Origin of the sequence: Micromonospora sp. NPDC048843 (genome assembly GCF_040649965.1) — a bacterium.
Taxonomy (GTDB): domain Bacteria; phylum Actinomycetota; class Actinomycetes; order Mycobacteriales; family Micromonosporaceae; genus Micromonospora; species Micromonospora hortensis.
On the sequence record NZ_JBEZGJ010000159.1, the window covers coordinates 1 to 17,112 of the forward strand.

General features: G+C 73.3%; 16 protein-coding genes and 1 pseudogene. 12 read left to right on the forward strand and 5 right to left on the reverse strand.

Annotated features, from left to right (window positions below; genetic code table 11):
- The 3 genes from AB0C20_RS28430 to AB0C20_RS28440 all read left to right on the forward strand — a co-directional run bounded on the left by AB0C20_RS28430 (window position 1) and on the right by AB0C20_RS28440 (window position 2,027).
- Window positions 1-87, forward strand: coding sequence for a hypothetical protein (locus AB0C20_RS28430; protein WP_357569093.1), 87 nt, complete (start codon window positions 1-3; stop codon window positions 85-87).
- Between the two features lie 64 nt (window positions 88-151).
- The gene (locus AB0C20_RS28435) at window positions 152-823 is read left to right on the forward strand and encodes a BON domain-containing protein (protein ID WP_357569089.1); all 672 of its coding nucleotides are present in this window, start codon (window positions 152-154) and stop codon (window positions 821-823) included.
- A gap of 148 nt (window positions 824-971) precedes the next feature.
- A complete protein-coding gene (locus AB0C20_RS28440; protein WP_357569094.1) occupies window positions 972-2,027 on the forward strand; it encodes a glycosyltransferase family 4 protein in 1,056 nt (351 codons plus the stop codon).
- Window positions 2,028-2,045: 18 nt separating this feature from the next.
- On the opposite strand, the gene AB0C20_RS28445 is transcribed toward AB0C20_RS28440, so the two are convergent.
- Window positions 2,046-3,545 carry a protein kinase gene (locus AB0C20_RS28445; protein ID WP_357187878.1) on the reverse strand — a complete coding sequence of 500 codons (1,500 nt, stop codon included), beginning with the start codon at window positions 3,543-3,545 and terminating at the stop codon, window positions 2,046-2,048.
- Between the two features lie 165 nt (window positions 3,546-3,710).
- Here AB0C20_RS28445 and AB0C20_RS28450 point away from each other — a divergent pair, with 165 nt between their 5' ends.
- From AB0C20_RS28450 to AB0C20_RS28480, 7 genes are all read left to right on the forward strand, one after another.
- Complete coding sequence (locus AB0C20_RS28450) at window positions 3,711-4,544, forward strand: patatin-like phospholipase family protein (protein ID WP_238680595.1); 834 nt, start codon at window positions 3,711-3,713, stop codon at window positions 4,542-4,544.
- Complete coding sequence (locus AB0C20_RS28455) at window positions 4,544-5,548, forward strand: 1-acyl-sn-glycerol-3-phosphate acyltransferase (RefSeq protein WP_357187876.1); 1,005 nt, start codon at window positions 4,544-4,546, stop codon at window positions 5,546-5,548. Before AB0C20_RS28450 ends, AB0C20_RS28455 begins: the two co-directional genes overlap by 1 nt.
- 21 nt (window positions 5,549-5,569) lie before the next feature.
- Window positions 5,570-5,890 carry a divalent-cation tolerance protein CutA gene (gene cutA, locus AB0C20_RS28460; protein WP_091406014.1) on the forward strand — a complete coding sequence of 107 codons (321 nt, stop codon included), beginning with the start codon at window positions 5,570-5,572 and terminating at the stop codon, window positions 5,888-5,890.
- Window positions 5,891-5,938: 48 nt separating this feature from the next.
- Entirely contained in the window at window positions 5,939-9,412 is a 3,474-nt protein-coding gene (locus tag AB0C20_RS28465; RefSeq protein ID WP_357569090.1) for a hypothetical protein, read from the forward strand.
- 136 nt (window positions 9,413-9,548) lie between these two features.
- Window positions 9,549-10,598, forward strand: a complete 1,050-nt coding sequence (locus AB0C20_RS28470; RefSeq protein WP_357569091.1) for an acyl-CoA desaturase — start codon at window positions 9,549-9,551, stop codon at window positions 10,596-10,598.
- Between the two features lie 149 nt (window positions 10,599-10,747).
- A complete protein-coding gene (locus AB0C20_RS28475) occupies window positions 10,748-11,041 on the forward strand; it encodes a 4a-hydroxytetrahydrobiopterin dehydratase (RefSeq protein WP_357187870.1) in 294 nt (97 codons plus the stop codon).
- Window positions 11,038-12,192 carry an FHA domain-containing protein gene (locus AB0C20_RS28480; protein WP_196919560.1) on the forward strand — a complete coding sequence of 385 codons (1,155 nt, stop codon included), beginning with the start codon at window positions 11,038-11,040 and terminating at the stop codon, window positions 12,190-12,192. The genes AB0C20_RS28475 and AB0C20_RS28480 overlap by 4 nt, the downstream gene beginning before the upstream one ends.
- 53 nt (window positions 12,193-12,245) lie before the next feature.
- On the opposite strand, the gene rocD is transcribed toward AB0C20_RS28480, so the two are convergent.
- From rocD to AB0C20_RS28500, 4 genes are all read right to left on the reverse strand, one after another.
- Window positions 12,246-13,460, reverse strand: coding sequence for an ornithine--oxo-acid transaminase (rocD, locus tag AB0C20_RS28485; protein ID WP_357569095.1), 1,215 nt, complete (start codon window positions 13,458-13,460; stop codon window positions 12,246-12,248).
- Complete coding sequence (gene ddaH, locus AB0C20_RS28490) at window positions 13,460-14,275, reverse strand: dimethylargininase (RefSeq protein ID WP_181518433.1); 816 nt, start codon at window positions 14,273-14,275, stop codon at window positions 13,460-13,462. The genes rocD and ddaH overlap by 1 nt, the downstream gene beginning before the upstream one ends.
- 343 nt (window positions 14,276-14,618) lie before the next feature.
- Window positions 14,619-15,509 (reverse strand): thrombospondin, encoded by an 891-nt coding sequence (locus tag AB0C20_RS28495; protein ID WP_357187869.1) that lies wholly within the window; start codon window positions 15,507-15,509, stop codon window positions 14,619-14,621.
- 147 nt (window positions 15,510-15,656) lie between these two features.
- Window positions 15,657-15,920, reverse strand: a complete 264-nt coding sequence (locus tag AB0C20_RS28500; protein WP_357569092.1) for a hypothetical protein — start codon at window positions 15,918-15,920, stop codon at window positions 15,657-15,659.
- Between the two features lie 45 nt (window positions 15,921-15,965).
- Between AB0C20_RS28500 and AB0C20_RS28505 the strand changes: the two are divergent.
- Both AB0C20_RS28505 and AB0C20_RS28510 read left to right on the forward strand, forming a co-directional pair.
- Window positions 15,966-16,085: pseudogene (locus AB0C20_RS28505) on the forward strand (DUF397 domain-containing protein); the annotation flags it as partial.
- A 160-nt stretch (window positions 16,086-16,245) separates the two neighbouring features.
- Window positions 16,246-17,055 carry a DNA-formamidopyrimidine glycosylase family protein gene (locus AB0C20_RS28510; protein ID WP_357187866.1) on the forward strand — a complete coding sequence of 270 codons (810 nt, stop codon included), beginning with the start codon at window positions 16,246-16,248 and terminating at the stop codon, window positions 17,053-17,055.
- Window positions 17,056-17,112 lie beyond the last annotated feature (57 nt).

Genomic DNA, 17,112 nt, shown 5'->3' on the forward strand with positions numbered 1-17,112 from the left:
CTGCTGGCCCTCGTCGACCAGCACGCGGCGGCCGTCCGGGACAGCCTCGACGGCGCGCCCGGACGGCGGTTCACCCGGATCGGGTGAACCGCCGTCACCCGTTTGCCCGGCAGGTTCGGAGGGCGACGACCGGAACCGGGGGTGGGGTGCCATGACCGAGGTGGTGGGTGTCCGCGACGACCAGCGGATCCAACGCGACGTTCTGGCCGAGCTGGCCTGGGACGCCCGGCTGCAACCGAACGAAATCGGGGTGACAGTCGACCAGGGCGTTGTCACCCTGACCGGATTCGTGGACGGTGCCGCCCACGGCTGGGCCGCGACGCGGTGCGCGCAGCGGGTTCGCGGCGTTCGGGCGGTGGCCGACGAGATGGAGGTGCGGCTGCCCGGCACTCCGGGGCGTACCGACGCCGAGGTCGCCAACGCCGCCACCCGCGCCCTGGAGTGGGACAGCTTCGTGCCCGCCGAACGGCTGGACGTGACAGTGGCGAACGGCTGGCTGATGCTGCGCGGTGAGGTCGAGTTCGGATGGCAGCGGCGGGCCGCCGAGGGCGAGGTGCGCCGGCTCGACGGCGTACGCGGGATCACCAACCTGATCGAGGTACGACCCGCGGCGCCACCGGCTGCCGAGCGGCTCCGGCGCGACGTCCAGCGGGCGCTGCTGCGCACGCTCGGCGGCGAGCGGGTGACGGTCGAGGTGGACGGCGACACGCTGGTCCTCGCCGGCGTGGTCCGTTCCTGGTGGGAACGCGATCAGGTCGAGCGGGTGGCGTGGTCCGCGCCCGGGGTGCGGGTGGTCCACGACCAACTCCTGGTGGGCGGGTGATCGTCCGCCATGTCCGGTTTACCGGGCACGCCACCGGGAAACCGCCGCCGACCGGCGGTGCCGCCGCACCGGGGAGCAACGGGGAGGACTCGTGGCCGTGAACCACCCGCCTGCGGGCCGCCCCGAGGAGCGGTCGCTGCGCATCGCGATGGTGGTTCCGCCGTGGTTGTCCGTACCGCCCCCCGGCTACGGCGGCCTCGAACAGGTCGTCGCCGCCCTGGTGGACGCGCTCTGCGGGCAGGGACACTCGGTGACGCTGTTCGGCGCCGGAGGTGACCACGGCACGGCGGCCGACGGCTTCGTCTCCACAGTGGCCGAGGTGCAGTACGAGCGGCTCGGCGAGTCACTGCCCGAGCTGGCCCACCTGGCCCGGGTGAATCGGCTGATCAGCCCCGCCGACTTCGACGTGATCCACGATCACACCACCATCGGTCCGCTGGTCGCCGGCCGTCGGGCCGTGCCGACTGTCGCGACGGTGCACGGCAACCCCGTCGGGGAGTACGGCGACGTGCTGAGCGACATCGACGCGGGCGTCGCACTGGTGGCCATCTCGCACGCCCAGCGCCGGCTGAACCCGAACCTGCCCTGGGCCGGCACTGTGCACAACGCGCTCGACATCCGCGGCTTCCCGCGCAAGCACACGCCCGGCGCGGGGCCGGTGCTGTGGCTGGCCCGGTTCAGCCCGGACAAGGGCCCGGACACCGCCATCCGGGCGTGCCGGGCGGCCGGACTGCCCCTGCTGTTGGCCGGCAAGTGCAACGAGCCGGCCGAGCGCCGCTACTACGAGCAGGTCGTCGCGCCGATGGTCGACGAGGACGTGACAGTGGTGCTCAACGCGGACCGCGCGACGACGCTGCGGATGCTTGTCGACGCTCGCTGCCTGATCATGCCGATCCAGTGGGACGAGCCGTTCGGCATGGTGATGTTGGAGGCGATGGCCACCGGCACGCCGGTGGTGGCGCTCAACCGGGGTGCGGTGCCGGAACTGGTGCGGCCGGGGCTGACCGGGCTCGTCGTCGAGCGGTCGGAGGAGCTACCTGCGGCGTTGCTCGCGGCGGAGCGACTCGACCCGGAGGACTGCGTGACGCACGTCGCTCAGAACTTCTCGGTCGAGCGGATGGCGAGCGGCTACGCGGACGTCTATCGGCGCTTCGCCCTCGGCCGGCACGGCGTCCGTGAACCGGCCCGGGTGCCGATGCGCTGACCCGCCGGTGTCGCCGGGTCAGGCCCCGGTCGCGCCCAGCTCGGCGATGGCGGCGTCGAGCCGAGAGGCGTACGCCGGGCTGATGCCGCCCTCACCGAGACGGACGGCGACCTTCGCGCGCAGCCGGGCCACCGGCGGTGCCAGCTCTTCGCGGCCGGAGCTGACCGCCACTGTCAGGTTGCGCAGCTCGTTGCGCAGGTCGAGGGCCACGTCGTCGCGGATCTCGCCGGCGCTCAGGCCGGTGCCGATCAACCTGTCGACGCGGTTCGCGACAGCGGTCAGGGTGCCCGGGTTCGAGGTGGGTGCCCCGGTGGTCGGCTTCGTCGGGGGTGCCGCGGTCGGCGGGGTCGATGTGATCGGCGCGGACGACTCGGGGGCCGGCGGGTCGGTCGACGCTGTCGTCACCGGCGCGGCGGAGGGCTGCGCCCGGCGGGTCGGCTGCTGTTCGGGCAGCAGGGCCACCCCGGCCAGCGTCACCCCGACGGCCAGCACCAGCAGCAACACCAGCCGCCGCCGCGACCAGCCCGACCCGGTCGCCGGCTCGCCCGCGCTGGAGGACGTTCCGCCGTCCGACGTGTCTCCGTCCAGTCGTGCCGCCGCCGGGACGCTGGCCGTCGCGACGGCGGGCGACTGCTGTGGCAGGGGCTGGGTGGGCACCCGGATGGTCGCCGTCGGGGGATCGGCGGGCAGCGCGTGGTCGCGGAGCGCGGTGGCGACCTGCCGGGCGGTCGGCCGATCGGCCGGGTTCCGAGCGAGGCTGCGCAGGCAGATCTGGGCCACCGGTGCGGGCAGGTCCGGTAGGTCGGCCAGCGTCGGCGGCGGACCACTGGCCAGCGCGGCGCTGAGCTGCTCCCAGGTGTCCGCCGGATACGGGACCCGACCGGTGAGCGCCTCGTGCAGCAGCACTCCGAGCGAGTAGACGTCGGTGGACGGTTGGGCAGGCGCACCGTCAAGACGTTCCGGGGCGACGTACGCCGGGGTGCCGAAGGTCTCGCCGTCCTCGTCCTCGTCGGGCGCGCCGATCCGGGTGGCGATGCCGAAGTCGAGCACCTTGACGCCCGTCCCGGTCATCATCACGTTGGCCGGGGTGATGTCCCGGTGCACGATGCCGAGCCGGTGCGCGGCGGCCAGCGCCTCCGCCACCTGCGCGCCCACCTGGACCGCCTCGGTCCACGGCAACGGCCCCTCGGTGAGCCGCAGCTTCAACTCCTCGCCGGTGAGCAGCTCCATCACCACGAACGAGGTGATCGAGCCGTCCGGGTCGACCGTCTCGCCGTAGTCGTGCACGGAGGTCAGGTGCGGGTGCACCAGTTGGGCGGCGGCCCGTGCCTCCTCGCGCACCATGCCCCGGAACCGCGCGTCGGCGGCAAGTGACGGGGCGAGCACCTTCAGCGCGACCACCCGGTCCAGTACCTCGTCCCGGGCACGCCAGATGACCGACATGCCACCGGCGCCGATCTGGTCCAGAAGTCGGTATCTGCGAGCCAGCAATCGGCCCGGATGCAGCGCTGCCTTCACGGATCGCACCTGCCTCAGGGGTGGGAGCGGTATCAGGTTGCGCGAATGCGTCCTGCCTGTCAACGCCGTCGCCACCGGCCGTCGACGGACGGTGCCTGCCGTGCGCCGACCGCCGGTCGACAGCGGCCCACCGGGCGGCTGCGGGCCCGTGCCAGGATGAGAGACATGGCGGGGGGACCGGTGGCGTTCGTGCTCGGCGGCGGTGGAGTGCTCGGCGCGGTCGAGGTCGGCATGTTGCGTGCCCTGTTCCGGGCCGGTATCCAACCCGACATGGTCCTCGGCACCTCGATCGGCGCGGTCAACGGCGCGCTGGTCGCCGCCGACCCGTCCGAGGCGGTGACCGACCGGCTGGTCCGGCTCTGGGCCTCGCCGGAGGCGAGCGAGGTGTACGGCGACTCGGTCGCCCGGCAGCTGCGCCGCTTCGCCGCCCGTACCCACCTGCACTCACCCCGGCCCCTGCGCCGCCTGCTCGAGACCGAGCTGGGGGTGGACACCACCTTCGCCGACCTGCGGGTGCCGTTCCGGTGCTGCGCCGCCCACATCGAGCGGGCCGCCGAGCACTGGTTCGACAGCGGTCCGGTGGTGCCGGCGGTGATGGCGTCGGCCTCGGTGCCGGGCCTGCTTCCGCCGATGGAGATCGACGGCGCGCACTACGTGGACGGCGGCATCGTCAACTCCATTCCGATCGGCGAGGCGGTGGCCGTCGGCGCCCGCCGGATCTACGTCCTGCAGGTGGGCCGGATCGAACGGGAGCTGACCCCACCCCGTCGGCCGTGGGAGATCGCGCAGGTCGCGTTCGAGATCTCCCGCCGGCACCGGTTCTTCCGGGAGATGGCGGCTCTGCCCGAGGGGGTGGAGGTGCATGTCCTGCCGACCGGCGGGCTCAACCCACGCGACGACACGCCGTGGGCGTACCGGGACATGGCTGCGGTGGGCCGGCGGATCAGCCGCGCGTACACCGCCTCCCGGCGCTATCTCGCCACCCACCTGGAGCGTTGATGCCGCTGCCTCCTCGATGGCTGCGTCGGTTGCTGATCGCCCCCGCCGTCGTGCTGCTCGCCTTCCTCGTGGTCACCACGTTGCCGATCTGGGCGCTGCTCGCCGCGGCCGCGTCCCCGCTGGTCCCGGGCCGGTTGCGCCCGCTTCGACTGCTCTGGATCGGCTGCTTCTACCTGGTCTGGGACGCCGCCGCGCTGCTCGCGCTCTTCCTGCTCTGGATCGTCTCCGGCTTCGGCTGGCGCACCCGGTCGCCGGCCTTCCAGCGCGCGCACTACGTGCTGGCCGGCTGGTTCCTGCGGGTGCTGTTCTGGCAGGCACGATGGACACTGCGCCTGAGCATCGACGTGGTGGGCACCGACCCGGACACCGCGCTGCCCGGCCGGCCCGAGCTGGTGCTCTGTCGGCACGCCGGGCCGGGCGACTCGTTCATCCTGATCCATGGGCTGGTCAACTGGTTCCACCGCGAGCCTCGGATCGTCCTCAAGGACAGCCTCCAGTGGGATCCGGCGATCGACGTGCTGCTCAACCGGCTGCCCAACCGGTTCATCGCGCCGACCCCGGAGCGCGGCGAGGAGACGGTACGCCAGGTCGGGCACCTCGCCACCGGCCTGGACGACAACGACGCGTTCGTGATCTTTCCCGAGGGCGGCAACTTCACCCCCAGGCGACGGCTGCGCGCCATCGCCCGGCTGCGCTCCCTCGGCCTGGAACGGATGGCCCTGCGCGCCGAGCGGATGCGCCACGTGCTCGCTCCGCAGCCCGGTGGAATGCTCGCCGCGCTGGACGCCGCACCGGACGCCGGGGTCATCTTCGTCGCCCACACCGGTCTGGACCGGATGCTCACCGTCGCCGACGTGTGGCGGGAACTGCCGATGGACAAGCGGATCGTGATGCGGTTCTGGTCCGTGCCGCCGGAGGACGTACCGACCGGACGGCAGGAACGCATCGACTGGCTCTTCGATTGGTGGGCGCAGATTGATGCTTGGATCGCCGCTAATCGGTAAATGTCCGCGTAGGGTGCGGGCGTGGACGAGATCTGCGTGGTGACAACGGTGGTGGACGCGCGTTCGGTCGCCGACGTGCTGGCGGCTGCGGCCGTCGCCGGCAGGCTCGCCGCCTGCGCCCAGGTGGGTGGTCAGGTGGACAGCACCTACTGGTGGCGGTCCGGGATGGAGACGAGCACCGAGTGGTCCGTGCAGTTCAAGACCGCACCGGATCGGCTCACCGCGTTGCTGGACCAGATCCGGGTCAGCCACCCGTACGAGGTGCCGGAGATCCTGGTGTCCAGGGTGGAGAGCGGCAATCCCGACTACGCCACCTGGGTGTACGAACACACCCGATCCTGAGTACGCGCACTCTGGGTCGTACCCCGGTCGGTTGTCGATGATGACCGGGTGGACGACACCCGTTACCCCTGCCCCGCCTGCGGTGCACCGGCCGATCTGAGCGCCGGTTGCTCCGGCTGCCGACGCGCGCCCGACCCGATCGCCGCTGAGGTGGTTCGGCTGAGCCGGGAGGTCGCCGAGCTTGAGCCCCAGGTGGAGCGGGCTCGCCGCACGTACACCGAGCTGGCCGGACGGCTGTCGACAGTGTCCGGGCGGCGGGCCGAACTGGCTGCTGTCGTCCGCGCCGGGTTGGCGGCCTCGGTCGTGGCGCGCCCGGCGCCTGTCGTCGGCCCGGCGCCGTTCATCGGCCCGGGCCCCGGCGTCGCGACGGGTTCGGGCCCGGGTGCGGCGGAAACCTCGACCCGGACGGTCCAGGGTCTGCTCTTCGTCCTCGGTGGACTCCTGCTGGGGACCGCGGCGGTGGTGTTCACAGCTGTCGCCTGGGCGGCGGTGGGGGTCGCCGGACGGGCGTTGATCCTGGTGGCGTTCACGGCGCTCGCGCTGGGCGTACCGCTGTTGGCGGTCCGTCGAGGGCTGCGCGGTACGGCGGAGACGTTCGCCGCGGTGGGATTGCTGCTGGTGGTGCTTGACGGTTACGCGGCCTGGTCGGTGGACCTGGCCGGCGTGACCGGCTGGCCGGGCAGCCGGTACGCCGCGCTGGTCGGGGGGGCCAGCGCGGCGGTCGCCGTGGCGTACGGCCGGTGGAGCGGGTTGACGGGGCCCTGGTTCGCCGCCCTGGTGGCCGCCCAGCCGGCGTTGCCGCTGCTCGCCGCCGATGCCGGGCTGGGTGCGGCGGGGTGGGCGTTGGTCCTGCTCGGGGTGGCGTCGCTGAACCTGGCTGTGCTGGCCGCGCTGCGTGGCCGGGGAGGGGCGGCGCAGCTCGTCGGCCGGGTGTTGGCCGGCGCCGGTCACGTCGCCGCGCTGGTGGGCGCCTCGGCGTGCGCGATGGTGCCGCTGGTCGGCGGGCGGGCGGCGGGCTCGCCACTGCTGGCCGGGGTGCCGCTGTTGCTGGTCGCGCTGACCGGGTTCGGTGCGGCCTGGCTCGTCGGGGGGCGGGCGCTGCGGGCGGTGGCGGCCGGGCTGCTGGTGCCGGTGCTCGCAGCGGCCCTGCTGCGTCCGGTGGCGGAGCTGCGGCCGTCAATGCTGCTGCTCGCGGCGGCGACGGTGGCGCTCGGGATGGCCGCCGCCGTGCGGCTCCTGCCGGCGGCGGCCGGAGCGGCAACGGACGGTGGTGGCGGTTGGCGGACCGGTCCGCGGGCCGGGGCGCTGGTCGTCGCGGCGGGCACGGCGCAGGTCACCGTGTTGATCACCATCGGGCTGGCGGTCGCCGCCGTCGGCCGGTCGCTGCCGCCCTGGGGCGGGGCTGGGACTGGGCCGGACCTGAGCTGGGGTTGGCAGCTGGCGCCCGCTGTGGCGCTGGCGATCGGGGCCACTGTGCTGTTGCTCCCTCGGAACACGCGGGCGGTGCTCGCCACCGCCGGCGCGGTGGCGGTGCTGTTCGCCGTACCCGCCGGCTGGACGGCCTCCTGGCCTCAGGTGGTCGCCGTCGACCTGGTCGGCGGGGTCGCGCTGCTGCTCGCCGTGCTGGCCCGCCCGAGCACGCCACCGGTCGCCCTGCGCACCCGTGCGCTCGGCGGTGCCGTCCTGCTCGGGCACGGGCTGCTGGTCGCACTGGCAGCTCCGACCGGTGCCCTGGTGGCGCTCGGCGTGCTCGCCGTGGTCGGGCTGGCACTGGCCGTCCGACGGGGGGTCGGCGCGTACCGGGAGGTGGCCGGTGCGGGTCTGCTGGTCGGGCAGCTCACGCTGCCCGGGATCGCTGCGGTGGCGACGTTCGCCGCGGGCGGGCCGCCCTGGTGGCAGGCCCGGCTCGCGCTGGCCGCCGCCGGGCTGTCGCTGGTCGCGGCGCTCGCGGCCCGCCGCCACCGGTTGGAGCTGATCGGGTACGCGGTGACCGGCGCCGCCGCAGCGGTGACCGTGCCCGGCCTCGCGCCGCTGGTCGGGGCGGGTGACGAGCCGCTCGTGCTGTACGCGGCGCTGGCCGCGCTGGGTGTCACGTTCGTCGCCTGCTGGCTGCCGTCGGCGAGCGCCTCCGGCCAGGCGGTCCTGGGGGACCGGTCGGCGGCCGACGGGCGCGAGTCGGCCTGGTCGGCGCTGGTGCTGGCGGCCGGCGGAACGCTGGCAGTGGTCGCCGTCCTGGCGGCCCTGCCGACGGTGCTGACCGCGCTCGGGTCGCCCTACGGCGGCGGGACCCGGGTGTGGTCGGGGGTGCCCACCGTCGTCGCCGACCCGACGGTGCTCCCGGTCGGGTTCGCATTGGTAGTGCTGGCGGTGGCCGGCGCGCTGGCCGGTCGGCGGGTCGGCCTGCCGGTGCCGCCCGCGCTGCCGTTCGTCGCGGCGGCGCTGCCGGTGCTGCTCATCGCGATCGGCGCGCCGTGGCCTGTGCTGCCGGCCGCCGTCCTGCTCGCCGGCCTGGCGGCGCTGCTGTTCACCGCGCTGGCGGCGGCCCGCCCGGCGCTCACACCGGTCGCAGTGCCGGTGGGCGTGGTGCTGGTGGCCTCCGGTGTGCTCGGTCTGCTGGCCACCCGGGCCGGGACGCTTGCCGCCGAGGGGGCGCTGCTGGTGGCGGCGGTCGCGGTCGCCGCCGGGGCGCGCCGGTTCGAGGTACGGGTCGCCGGTTGTCTCGCCGCAGTGGGCGCGGCGTCCGCGTTGGCGGTGACCGCCCCGCTCGCCGGTGGGCTGCCCTTGCGGGCTGCCGCGTACCCACTGCTGGCGGTGGCCGCGTTGGTGCTGGCCGCCGCGGCGGTCATCCCGGCGCGGGTCCGGCTGGGACTGGTGCTGGACGCCACCGCGCAGGCAGTCGCGCTGGTGGCGGCGGTGCTCGCCGTCGAGGCGGCGCGGCACCTCGCCACCGTCTGCCTCCTCTGGGGTGTCGCCGTCGCGCTGCGGCTGCTGCGCCGGGGTGAACCCGCCGGTCGGCGGTGGGCGTTCGCCGGGATCGCCGCCGGCAGCGAGTTGCTCGGAGCCTGGGTGCTGCTGGCCGCCGGTGGGGTGACAGTGCTGGAGGCGTACACCCTGCCGGCCGCGGCGCTCGCCGTCGGAGCGGGTCTGTTGGCGCTGCGCACCCGGCCGGGGCTGACCAGTTGGCCGGCCCTCGGCCCGGGGCTGGTCGCGGCGTTGCTGCCCAGCCTCGTGTCGGTGCTGGCCGGGTCGGACCCGCAGCCGTGGCGGCGACTGCTCCTCGGTGTGGCGGCGACCGGCGCGGTGCTGGCCGGCGCGACCCGCCGGTGGCAGGCGCCGGTGCTGCTCGGCGGCGGGGTGCTGACGCTGTTGGCGCTGCACGAGCTGGCCCGGGGGTGGGATCTGCTGCCCCGGTGGATCTACCTGGGGATCGGCGGGCTGGCGTTGGTCGGGCTCGCCGCCACCTACGAGCGGCGTCGACGTGACCTGGCTCGACTGCGCGCCGCGGTGGGCCGACTGAGCTGAGTCGAACCAGTAGGGGTAGGGCCTGCCCTACCCCCCATTCGGGGGTTGTCGGGGTTACTCAGCGCTACCGCGATTGGGAGACTTGACATTAAGCCCGAACCACCCCGGTACGGGCGCAAGCGGAACGGGAGCAGCGATGGCGCTCGGAGCGGTGGCGGAACCGCCGGTACGACGGCGAGGCAGTGACTACGCACAGTTGTCCCGACGGATCAGCCAGGCGGGCCTGCTGGAGCGGCGCCCCGGCTGGTATGTCACCCGCATCGTGCTCACCCTCGGTGCCTTCGTGGCCGGCTGGGTGGCCGTGTTCCTGCTCGGCGACTCCTGGTGGCAGCTCCCGCTCGCGGCACTGATGGCCGTGGCCACCACCCAGGTCGCGTTCCTCGGTCACGACGCTGGGCACCGCCAGATGTTCCGTCGGCGTGGCCCCAGCGAGTTGGTGGGGCTGCTCGCCGGCAACGTGGCGGTCGGGATCAGCTACGGCTGGTGGGTCGACAAGCACAACCGGCACCACGCCAACCCGAACCACGAGGACGAGGACCCGGACGTCGGCGCGGGGGCCCTGGTGTGGACGCCCGAGCAGGCGTTGGAGACCCGGGGGTTCGGCCGTTGGATGGCTCAGCGGCAGGCGTACTTCTTCTTCCCGATGCTGCTGCTCGAGGGCCTGAACCTGCACGTGGCGAGCATCCGGGCGATCGTCGGCCGGGAGGACGGCAAGTACGCCGTCCCGATGCGGCACCGGGCTGTCGAAGCGGCGTTGCTCGTCGCGCACACCGCCGCTTACGTGGCGCTGCTGTTGGCGGTCATGTCCCCGGTCAAGGCGCTGCTCTTCGCCGCCGTGCACCAGGCGCTGTGGGGCCTCTACATGGGCTGCGCGTTCGCGCCGAACCACAAGGGCATGCCGATGCCGACCGCCGAGGACGAGCTGGACTTCCTGCGTAAGCAGGTGCTGACCTCCCGCAACGTGCGCGGCAGCCGACTGGTGGACACCACTCTCGGTGGCCTCAACTACCAGATCGAGCACCACCTCTTCCCGAACATGCCCCGCGCGAACCTGCGCCGGGCCCAGCCGATCGTTCGCGCCTACTGCGTCGAGCAGGGCATCCCGTACGCGGAGACCGGGCTGGTCGAGTCGTACCGGCAGGCGCTCGGTCACCTGCACGAGGTGGGTCGGCCGCTGCGCGGCTGAACGGAACTGCCGCTTCGCGGCTGACACGATATTGATCGGCGGGGCGGCATCTGGTGATGCCGCCCCGCCGTCGCGTCTCTGGCCGACACCGCTTGGGGCTCGAGGGAGCGCGTCCGCTGAGCCAGCCGCCCCACCGGTAGGGTCTGGTCATGGCAGACCTGCTCACCGCGGACGCGGTGCGAGAAGAGCTGAGCCGGTTGCCCGACTGGTCGGGTGACCCGACCGGCATCGGTCGTACCGTCCAGCTCGGCAGTTTCCCGGCGGCCATCGCTGTGGTGGACCGGGTGGCGACGGTGGCAGAGGAGTTCGACCACCATCCCGACATCGACATCCGATGGCGGACCCTGACCTTCCGCTGTGTCACGCACTCGGCCGGTGGGGTCACCCACCGGGATGTCGAGCTGGCCCGGCGAATTGACGACATCGTCCGGAGTGCGGCATGAGATTCGAGATCAGCAAGGTTCTGGATGCCATCGAGGGTCGGGTCTGCACGGACCCGTCACTGGCCCGAGCCGTTGTCGACCTGGCCGAGGTGATCCGCTACCAGGACATCGACGGTGGTCGGCCGGCCAGCCTGCTACGCCTCGGCATGGTCATCGACGCGCTCTCCCGCGAGTTGGAAGAGGACAGCGTCCAGGTCTACGCGGTGGTGCACAGGGCGTTGCTCTCCGACGCCGACCTCACCTCGAACGAGCGGATGGTCGTCCGCCGCTGGGCCGACGACGGGCTCGTCGAGGTGCTCGACAACCCGGGTGACCGGATGTTGGAGGTCGCCGACCTGCTCGGTCTGCCGGTGCTCAGCCGAGTCCGCTTCGACGGGCTGCGCGGTCGGTTCCCCTGGCTGGTCGAGCAGCCCGGTCGGGTGGTCGCGCCGGTGCCGGGTGCCGGCGGCCCGGTGTTCATCGCGCACGTCGGTGGTGGCCACTCGCCGGTGGCCGGGAAGCGGTCGCCGACCGGTGCCAAGCTGCTGGCCCGCCAGTGGCGCTGCCCGGAGTCGGGCTGCGCGCTGTTCGGCGGCGGCGGTGGGGGTGGCGCGTTCGCCGACCTGGCCGGGGGTGCCGACCGCAGCCCCGCCGCGCAGCCGCCGCCCGCGCTGCGCAACGGCGTGCCGACCTGCCCCCGGCACGGCGTACGGCTCGGTGACGGCGGCCCGCGTCCGCGTACCGAGGTGCTCGCGGTGCGCGTCGGTGGTCTGGTCCGACGGCGGTTCGTGCTCAGCGAGGAGCAGCCGATCGTGGCCGGTCGGGCCCCCGAGCAGGACGGCGGGATCATGCTCGGGCAGTGGCTCAACGACGAGGCCCGGCGCTGGATCAGCCGTGGTCACGTCCGCTTCGAGTTGCGGGTCGGCGAGGTCATCGTGACCGACGTCAGCACCAACGGCTCTGGCATCCGCCCGGCCGGTTCGATGACCGAGTCCGACCGGATCCCGCTGGCGCCGCAGCAGTCCCGGGTGCTGGGCGAGAACGACATGGTGGAGCTGTACCCGGGGGTGCAGATCGGTCGGGCCGAGGAGTTGCCCACCGGTGCCCCGTTCACCCCCACCTCGGTGATGGCCGAGGCCCCGACGATGGCCATGCGCCTGCCCCGCCCCTGACGCGAAAGGCGGGCGCCGGAACCCCGACGCCCGCCTTTCACCATGTCTCTGGGTCAGCCGGCCAGCACCTCGGCCAGCTGGGTCACCGCCAGATCGATCTCCTCCTCGGTGATCACCAGCGGCGGGGCGAGCCGGATGGTGGAGCCGTGGGTGTCCTTGGCGAGTACTCCGCGCGCGGCAAGCCGCTCGCACGCCTCCCGACCGCTCATCAGCGCCGGGTCGATGTCCAGCCCGGCCCACAGGCCACGGACGCGGACCCCGACGAGCCCCTTGCCGAGCAGCCCTTCCAGGCCAGCCCGCAGCCGCTCACCCAGCTCGGCCGAGCGGCGTTGGAACTCGCCGGTGGCCAGCAGCCGGACCACCTCGATCGCCACCGCGCAGGCGAGCGGGTTACCGCCGAAGGTGGAGCCGTGCTGGCCGGGCTTGAGCACGCCGAGCACGTCGGCGTTCGCGGCCACCGCGGAGACCGGCACGATGCCGCCGCCGAGCGCCTTGCCGAGCAGGTACATGTCCGGCACGACGCCCTCGTGGTCACAGGCGAAGGTCGAGCCGGTACGCCCCAGACCCGACTGGATCTCGTCGGCGATGAACAGCACGTTGCGCTCGGTGCAGACCTGGCGTACGCCCGGCAGGTAACCCTCCGGCGGCACCACCACACCCTGCTCACCCTGGATCGGCTCCAGCAGCACGGCCACCGTGTTCTCGTCGATCGCGGCGGTCAGCGCGGCCAGGTCGCCGTACGGCACGACAGTGAACCCCGGGGTGTACGGCCCGAAGTCGGCGCGGGCGTCCTCGTCGGTGGAGAAGCTCACGATGGTGGTGGTCCGGCCGTGGAAGTTGCCCTCGGCGACCACGATGTTGGCCTGCCCGGCGGCCACGCCCTTGACCTGGTAGCCCCACTTGCGGGCCACCTTGATCCCGGTCTCCACCGCCTCGGCGCCGGTGTTCATCGGCAGCACGAGGTCCTTGCCGCACAGCTCGGCCAGCTCCCGGCAGAAGTCGGCGAACTGGTCGTGGATGAACGCCCGGCTGGTCAGCGTCAGCCGGTCCAGTTGGGCGTGCGCGGCGGCGATCAGCTGCGGGTGCCGGTGACCGAAGTTCAGCGCCGAGTAGCCGGCGAGGCAGTCCAGGTAGCGGCGGCCGTCCACGTCGGTGAGCCAGGCGCCCTCGGCGGACGAGATCACCACCGGCAGCGGGTGGTAGTTGTGCGCGGTCCAGCGCTCGGCGTCCCGGACCGCTCCCGGCGTACGCAGCTTGTCATCCACTATCACTTGCTTGCCTTTCCCTGACGGAGTCGCAGCGTGCAGCACTTCGGTCCGCCGCCGGCCTTACGTAGCTCGGACAGGTCGACCCCGATGGTTTCGTAGCCCCGGTCGCGCAGCTTGGCGGCCAGGTCGGTGGCCTGCGCGGGCAGCACCACGTGCCGCCCGTCGCTGACCGCGTTCAGCCCCAGCACCTCGGCGTCGGCCATCGTGGCGTGCACCGCGTCGGGGAAGAGCCGGCGCAGCACAGCCTGGCTGCCCGGGGAGAACGCCTCCGGCAGGTACGCCACGGTCCGCTCGTCCAGCACTGTCAACGCGGTGTCCAGGTGGTAGAAGCGCGGGTCGACGAGTTGCATGGTGATCACCGGGTAGCCGAAGACCTCCTGCAACTGGGCGTGTGCGGCGTGCGCCGTGCGGAAGCCGGTGCCGGCCAGCAGGTGGTCACCGGCCAGCAGGACGTCGCCCTCGCCCTCGTTGACGTGCTTCGGGTCGTACATCTCGAAGCCGGCGGCCTCGAACCAGGCCCGGTACGCCGGCGCCTCGTCGGCGCGCTGCGGGTCCCGGAACTGCACTGCCATGGCCTTGCCGTCGATCACGGTGCCGCCGTTGGCGGCGAAGACCATGTCGGGCAGGCCGGGCACCGGAGTGATCTCCTCGACGGTGTGGCCCAGGTCAAGGTACGTCTGGCGCAGTTGCTCCCACTGCCGGACGGCCAGCGCGGCGTCGACCGGCGCGCTCGGGTCCATCCAGGGGTTGATCGCGTAATCGACGGCGAAGTACGTCGGCCGGCACATCAACAGGCGCTGGCTGGTGGCGTCCATCGTCATTGTCCTGCTCCCAGGGGTCGGGCGCGCCCGGCCACCGTGGCCCACGGGCTGGCGCCGTTGCTCAACGGTATGCGGCGTCAGCGGCAGGATCCACCATCGAGAGTTGCGCAGACCGAAGATTCGTTGCGTCTGGGCGCTCTGCTCCTGCGAATCGTTGCGTCGGGGCCCACCTGGTCGGGAGTCGTGTTTCGGGCCAGGCCCCGGACACACTTCAGGGGCGGCGAACCGCCGCCCCTGAAAGGGTGTCGCCCGGCCGGTGAACCACCGGATGAGATCGGGCTGCCGGCGAACCGCCGGCTGTTCGCCGGTGCATCACCGGCGAGCGGAACAGTGCCCGCTAGAAACGATCCACAAACTGTGAGTCAAGCCACTCTCGGAAGCGCGACACCCAGTCGCCGTCGGTGGTCGGCCAGTCGAACTGACCGGTCATCGCGAGCACCCCGATCACGACCGCGGCCAGCCCGATCAGCACGCCGAAGAGCGCGTCGGTCTTGCCGGCGACGTGCCGGCGACGGGTGGCCATCAGGCCGAGCACCGCGAGCACCGCGCCGAACGCGCCGAGCCCGATGCCGTACCCGGCCAGGGTCCCGGTCAGCACGAACATCGCGCCGGCGACCGAGACGATCAGGCCGAGGGTGGCGAGCAGGCTGGCCCGCGGCTTCGGGCCACGCGTCACCGGCGGCTCGGGCGTGTCCACGCCCGGGGTCGGGTCGACCGGCCGGTCCGTGGTGACCCGGTCCGTGGTGTCGGGCCGACGGGTGGTGCTGTCGAGGTCGGCGGTGCGAGCCGTGGTCGGGGCGACGGTGGGCCGGGACTCGGTCCCCACCTTGTCGGTGGTGTGGGGCTCGGGTGCCACCGGGCTGGTCGTGCCGGTCACGGGCTTGGGTGCGACAGGGCGGGTCGTGCCGTTCACGGGCTCGGGTGCGACAGGGCGGGAGGCGGTGCCCCGGGAATCGGTCTCCACCGGTCGCGCGGTGGCGGCTCGGGCCACTGCCGCCCGCTCGTTGGCCCGCCGCTCGGCCTCGCTGGTCTGGCCGCCGGTCGCGCCGGCGCTGCGGTACGTCGTCTGGTCGGCGTCCCGGTCGGTGACCACCGGGCGGCCGACGCCGTCGTCGGACTGACCGGTCTCGGTGACCGGGGTGTCGCGGCCGTCCACGCGGCCGTCGAGGTTCTCGTCCCGCGTCGGTGCCGGCTCGGACCGGCGGGACAGCGAAGGAATCCTGACCACTACACACCTCCTGATGAATGCGTGGTGGCCGACGGAAAGGGTGGCACCCACGCGGTGTCGGCCCTCAAATACCCACCTGGGCGTTTCCTGACACCAATCCTGGGTACGGTCGCCGAGAACGGCCTCGACCGGCCTCGCCGCCTGGCCCTACCTCGGCTCGCCCTCGGCTCGGCTTGGCCCCGTCAGCCAGACCCACCCGTGGTAGGTCGGGCGCGGGTCCACGCTCACCAGTCGAAAGCGCAGCGCCCGGTCACCGGCGAACTGCGCTGAGCACGCTTCGCCGATCAGCAGCAGGTCGCCGGGCCTGAGTCCGGTCACGTCGGCCAGTGCCCGCGGTTGATCGGGATGCGGTGCCGCGCCCGGCAGGGCAGGTCCGCGCCGCAACGGCACACCGTGCGCCAGCGTGTCCAACTCCAGACCGGACGGTGCCGACGGGCAAGGGTCAGCGCGGTGACCAGCCTCCCCGGCGTCGTGGGCGTACGGGACAGCAAGGACCCGACCGGCCCGGCGCTGACCTTCGCCCCTGCCACCTGGGCCGCGTTCGTGAGCGGCGTCAAGGAGCAGCGTCAGGGCTGACCGTCCCGCCCACCTCGATCGACTCGCCTTCCTGACAGTTGGGGTGTCCCGCTCATCGCAACACCCCGGTCTCCTGAAACCCGAGTCGATCAGCATGGCGGAGGGGGCCGGGTCGATCAGCGCGCGGCCGGTCGGGCGGGGCTGGCTATCCTTGGCACCTGTGCCAGAGGGACACACGATCCATCGCCTGGCGGCCCGGCACGCCGAGCTGTTCGCCGGGGACAAGCTGCACGCCGCCAGCCCGCAGGGCCGCTTCGCCGAGGGTGCCGCACGGCTCTCCGGGACAGTGCTGGAGGGCACCGAGGCGTACGGGAAGCATCTGCTGCACCACTACGCCGGCGAGCTGACGTTGCACGTACACCTCGGGTTGTACGGCAAGTTCACCGACGGGCCGGGGGAGCCGCCGGAGCCGGTCGGGCAGGTGCGACTACGACTGGCCAGCGATCGGCACTGGCTCGACCTGCGCGGGCCGACGGCCTGTGAGCTGCTCACCCCACCCGAGGTGGCCGCGCTGCGCGACCGTCTCGGGCCGGACCCGTTGCGCGCCGACGCCGAGCCGGAGCGGGCGTACGCCCGGATCGCCCGCAGCCCCACTCCTCTCGCCGCGCTGTTGTTGGACCAGTCGGTGGTGGCCGGCACCGGTTTGATCTTCGTGACCGAGGCGCTGTTCCGGGCGGGCCTGCCGCCGAGGATGCCGGGCCGACAGTTGACCAGGACCGGCTGGAACGCGCTCTGGGCCGACCTGGTCGGGCTGATGCGGCTCGCTGTCGAGCACGGCCGGATCGACACGGTCCGCGACGCGCACCTGCCGGAGGCGATGGGCCGGTCGGCGCGGGTGGACCGGCACGGCGGCGAGGTGTACGTCTACCGCCGCCCGGGAGCACCCTGCCACGTCTGCGGCACCGAGGTCAGTCGCGGCGAACTGGCCGGCCGCAACCTGTACTGGTGCCGCACCTGCCAAACCGCCTAACCCCCGCGCCCCGCCCCCGCCCCCGCGCCCCGCCCCGCGCCCCGCCCCGCCCCGCGC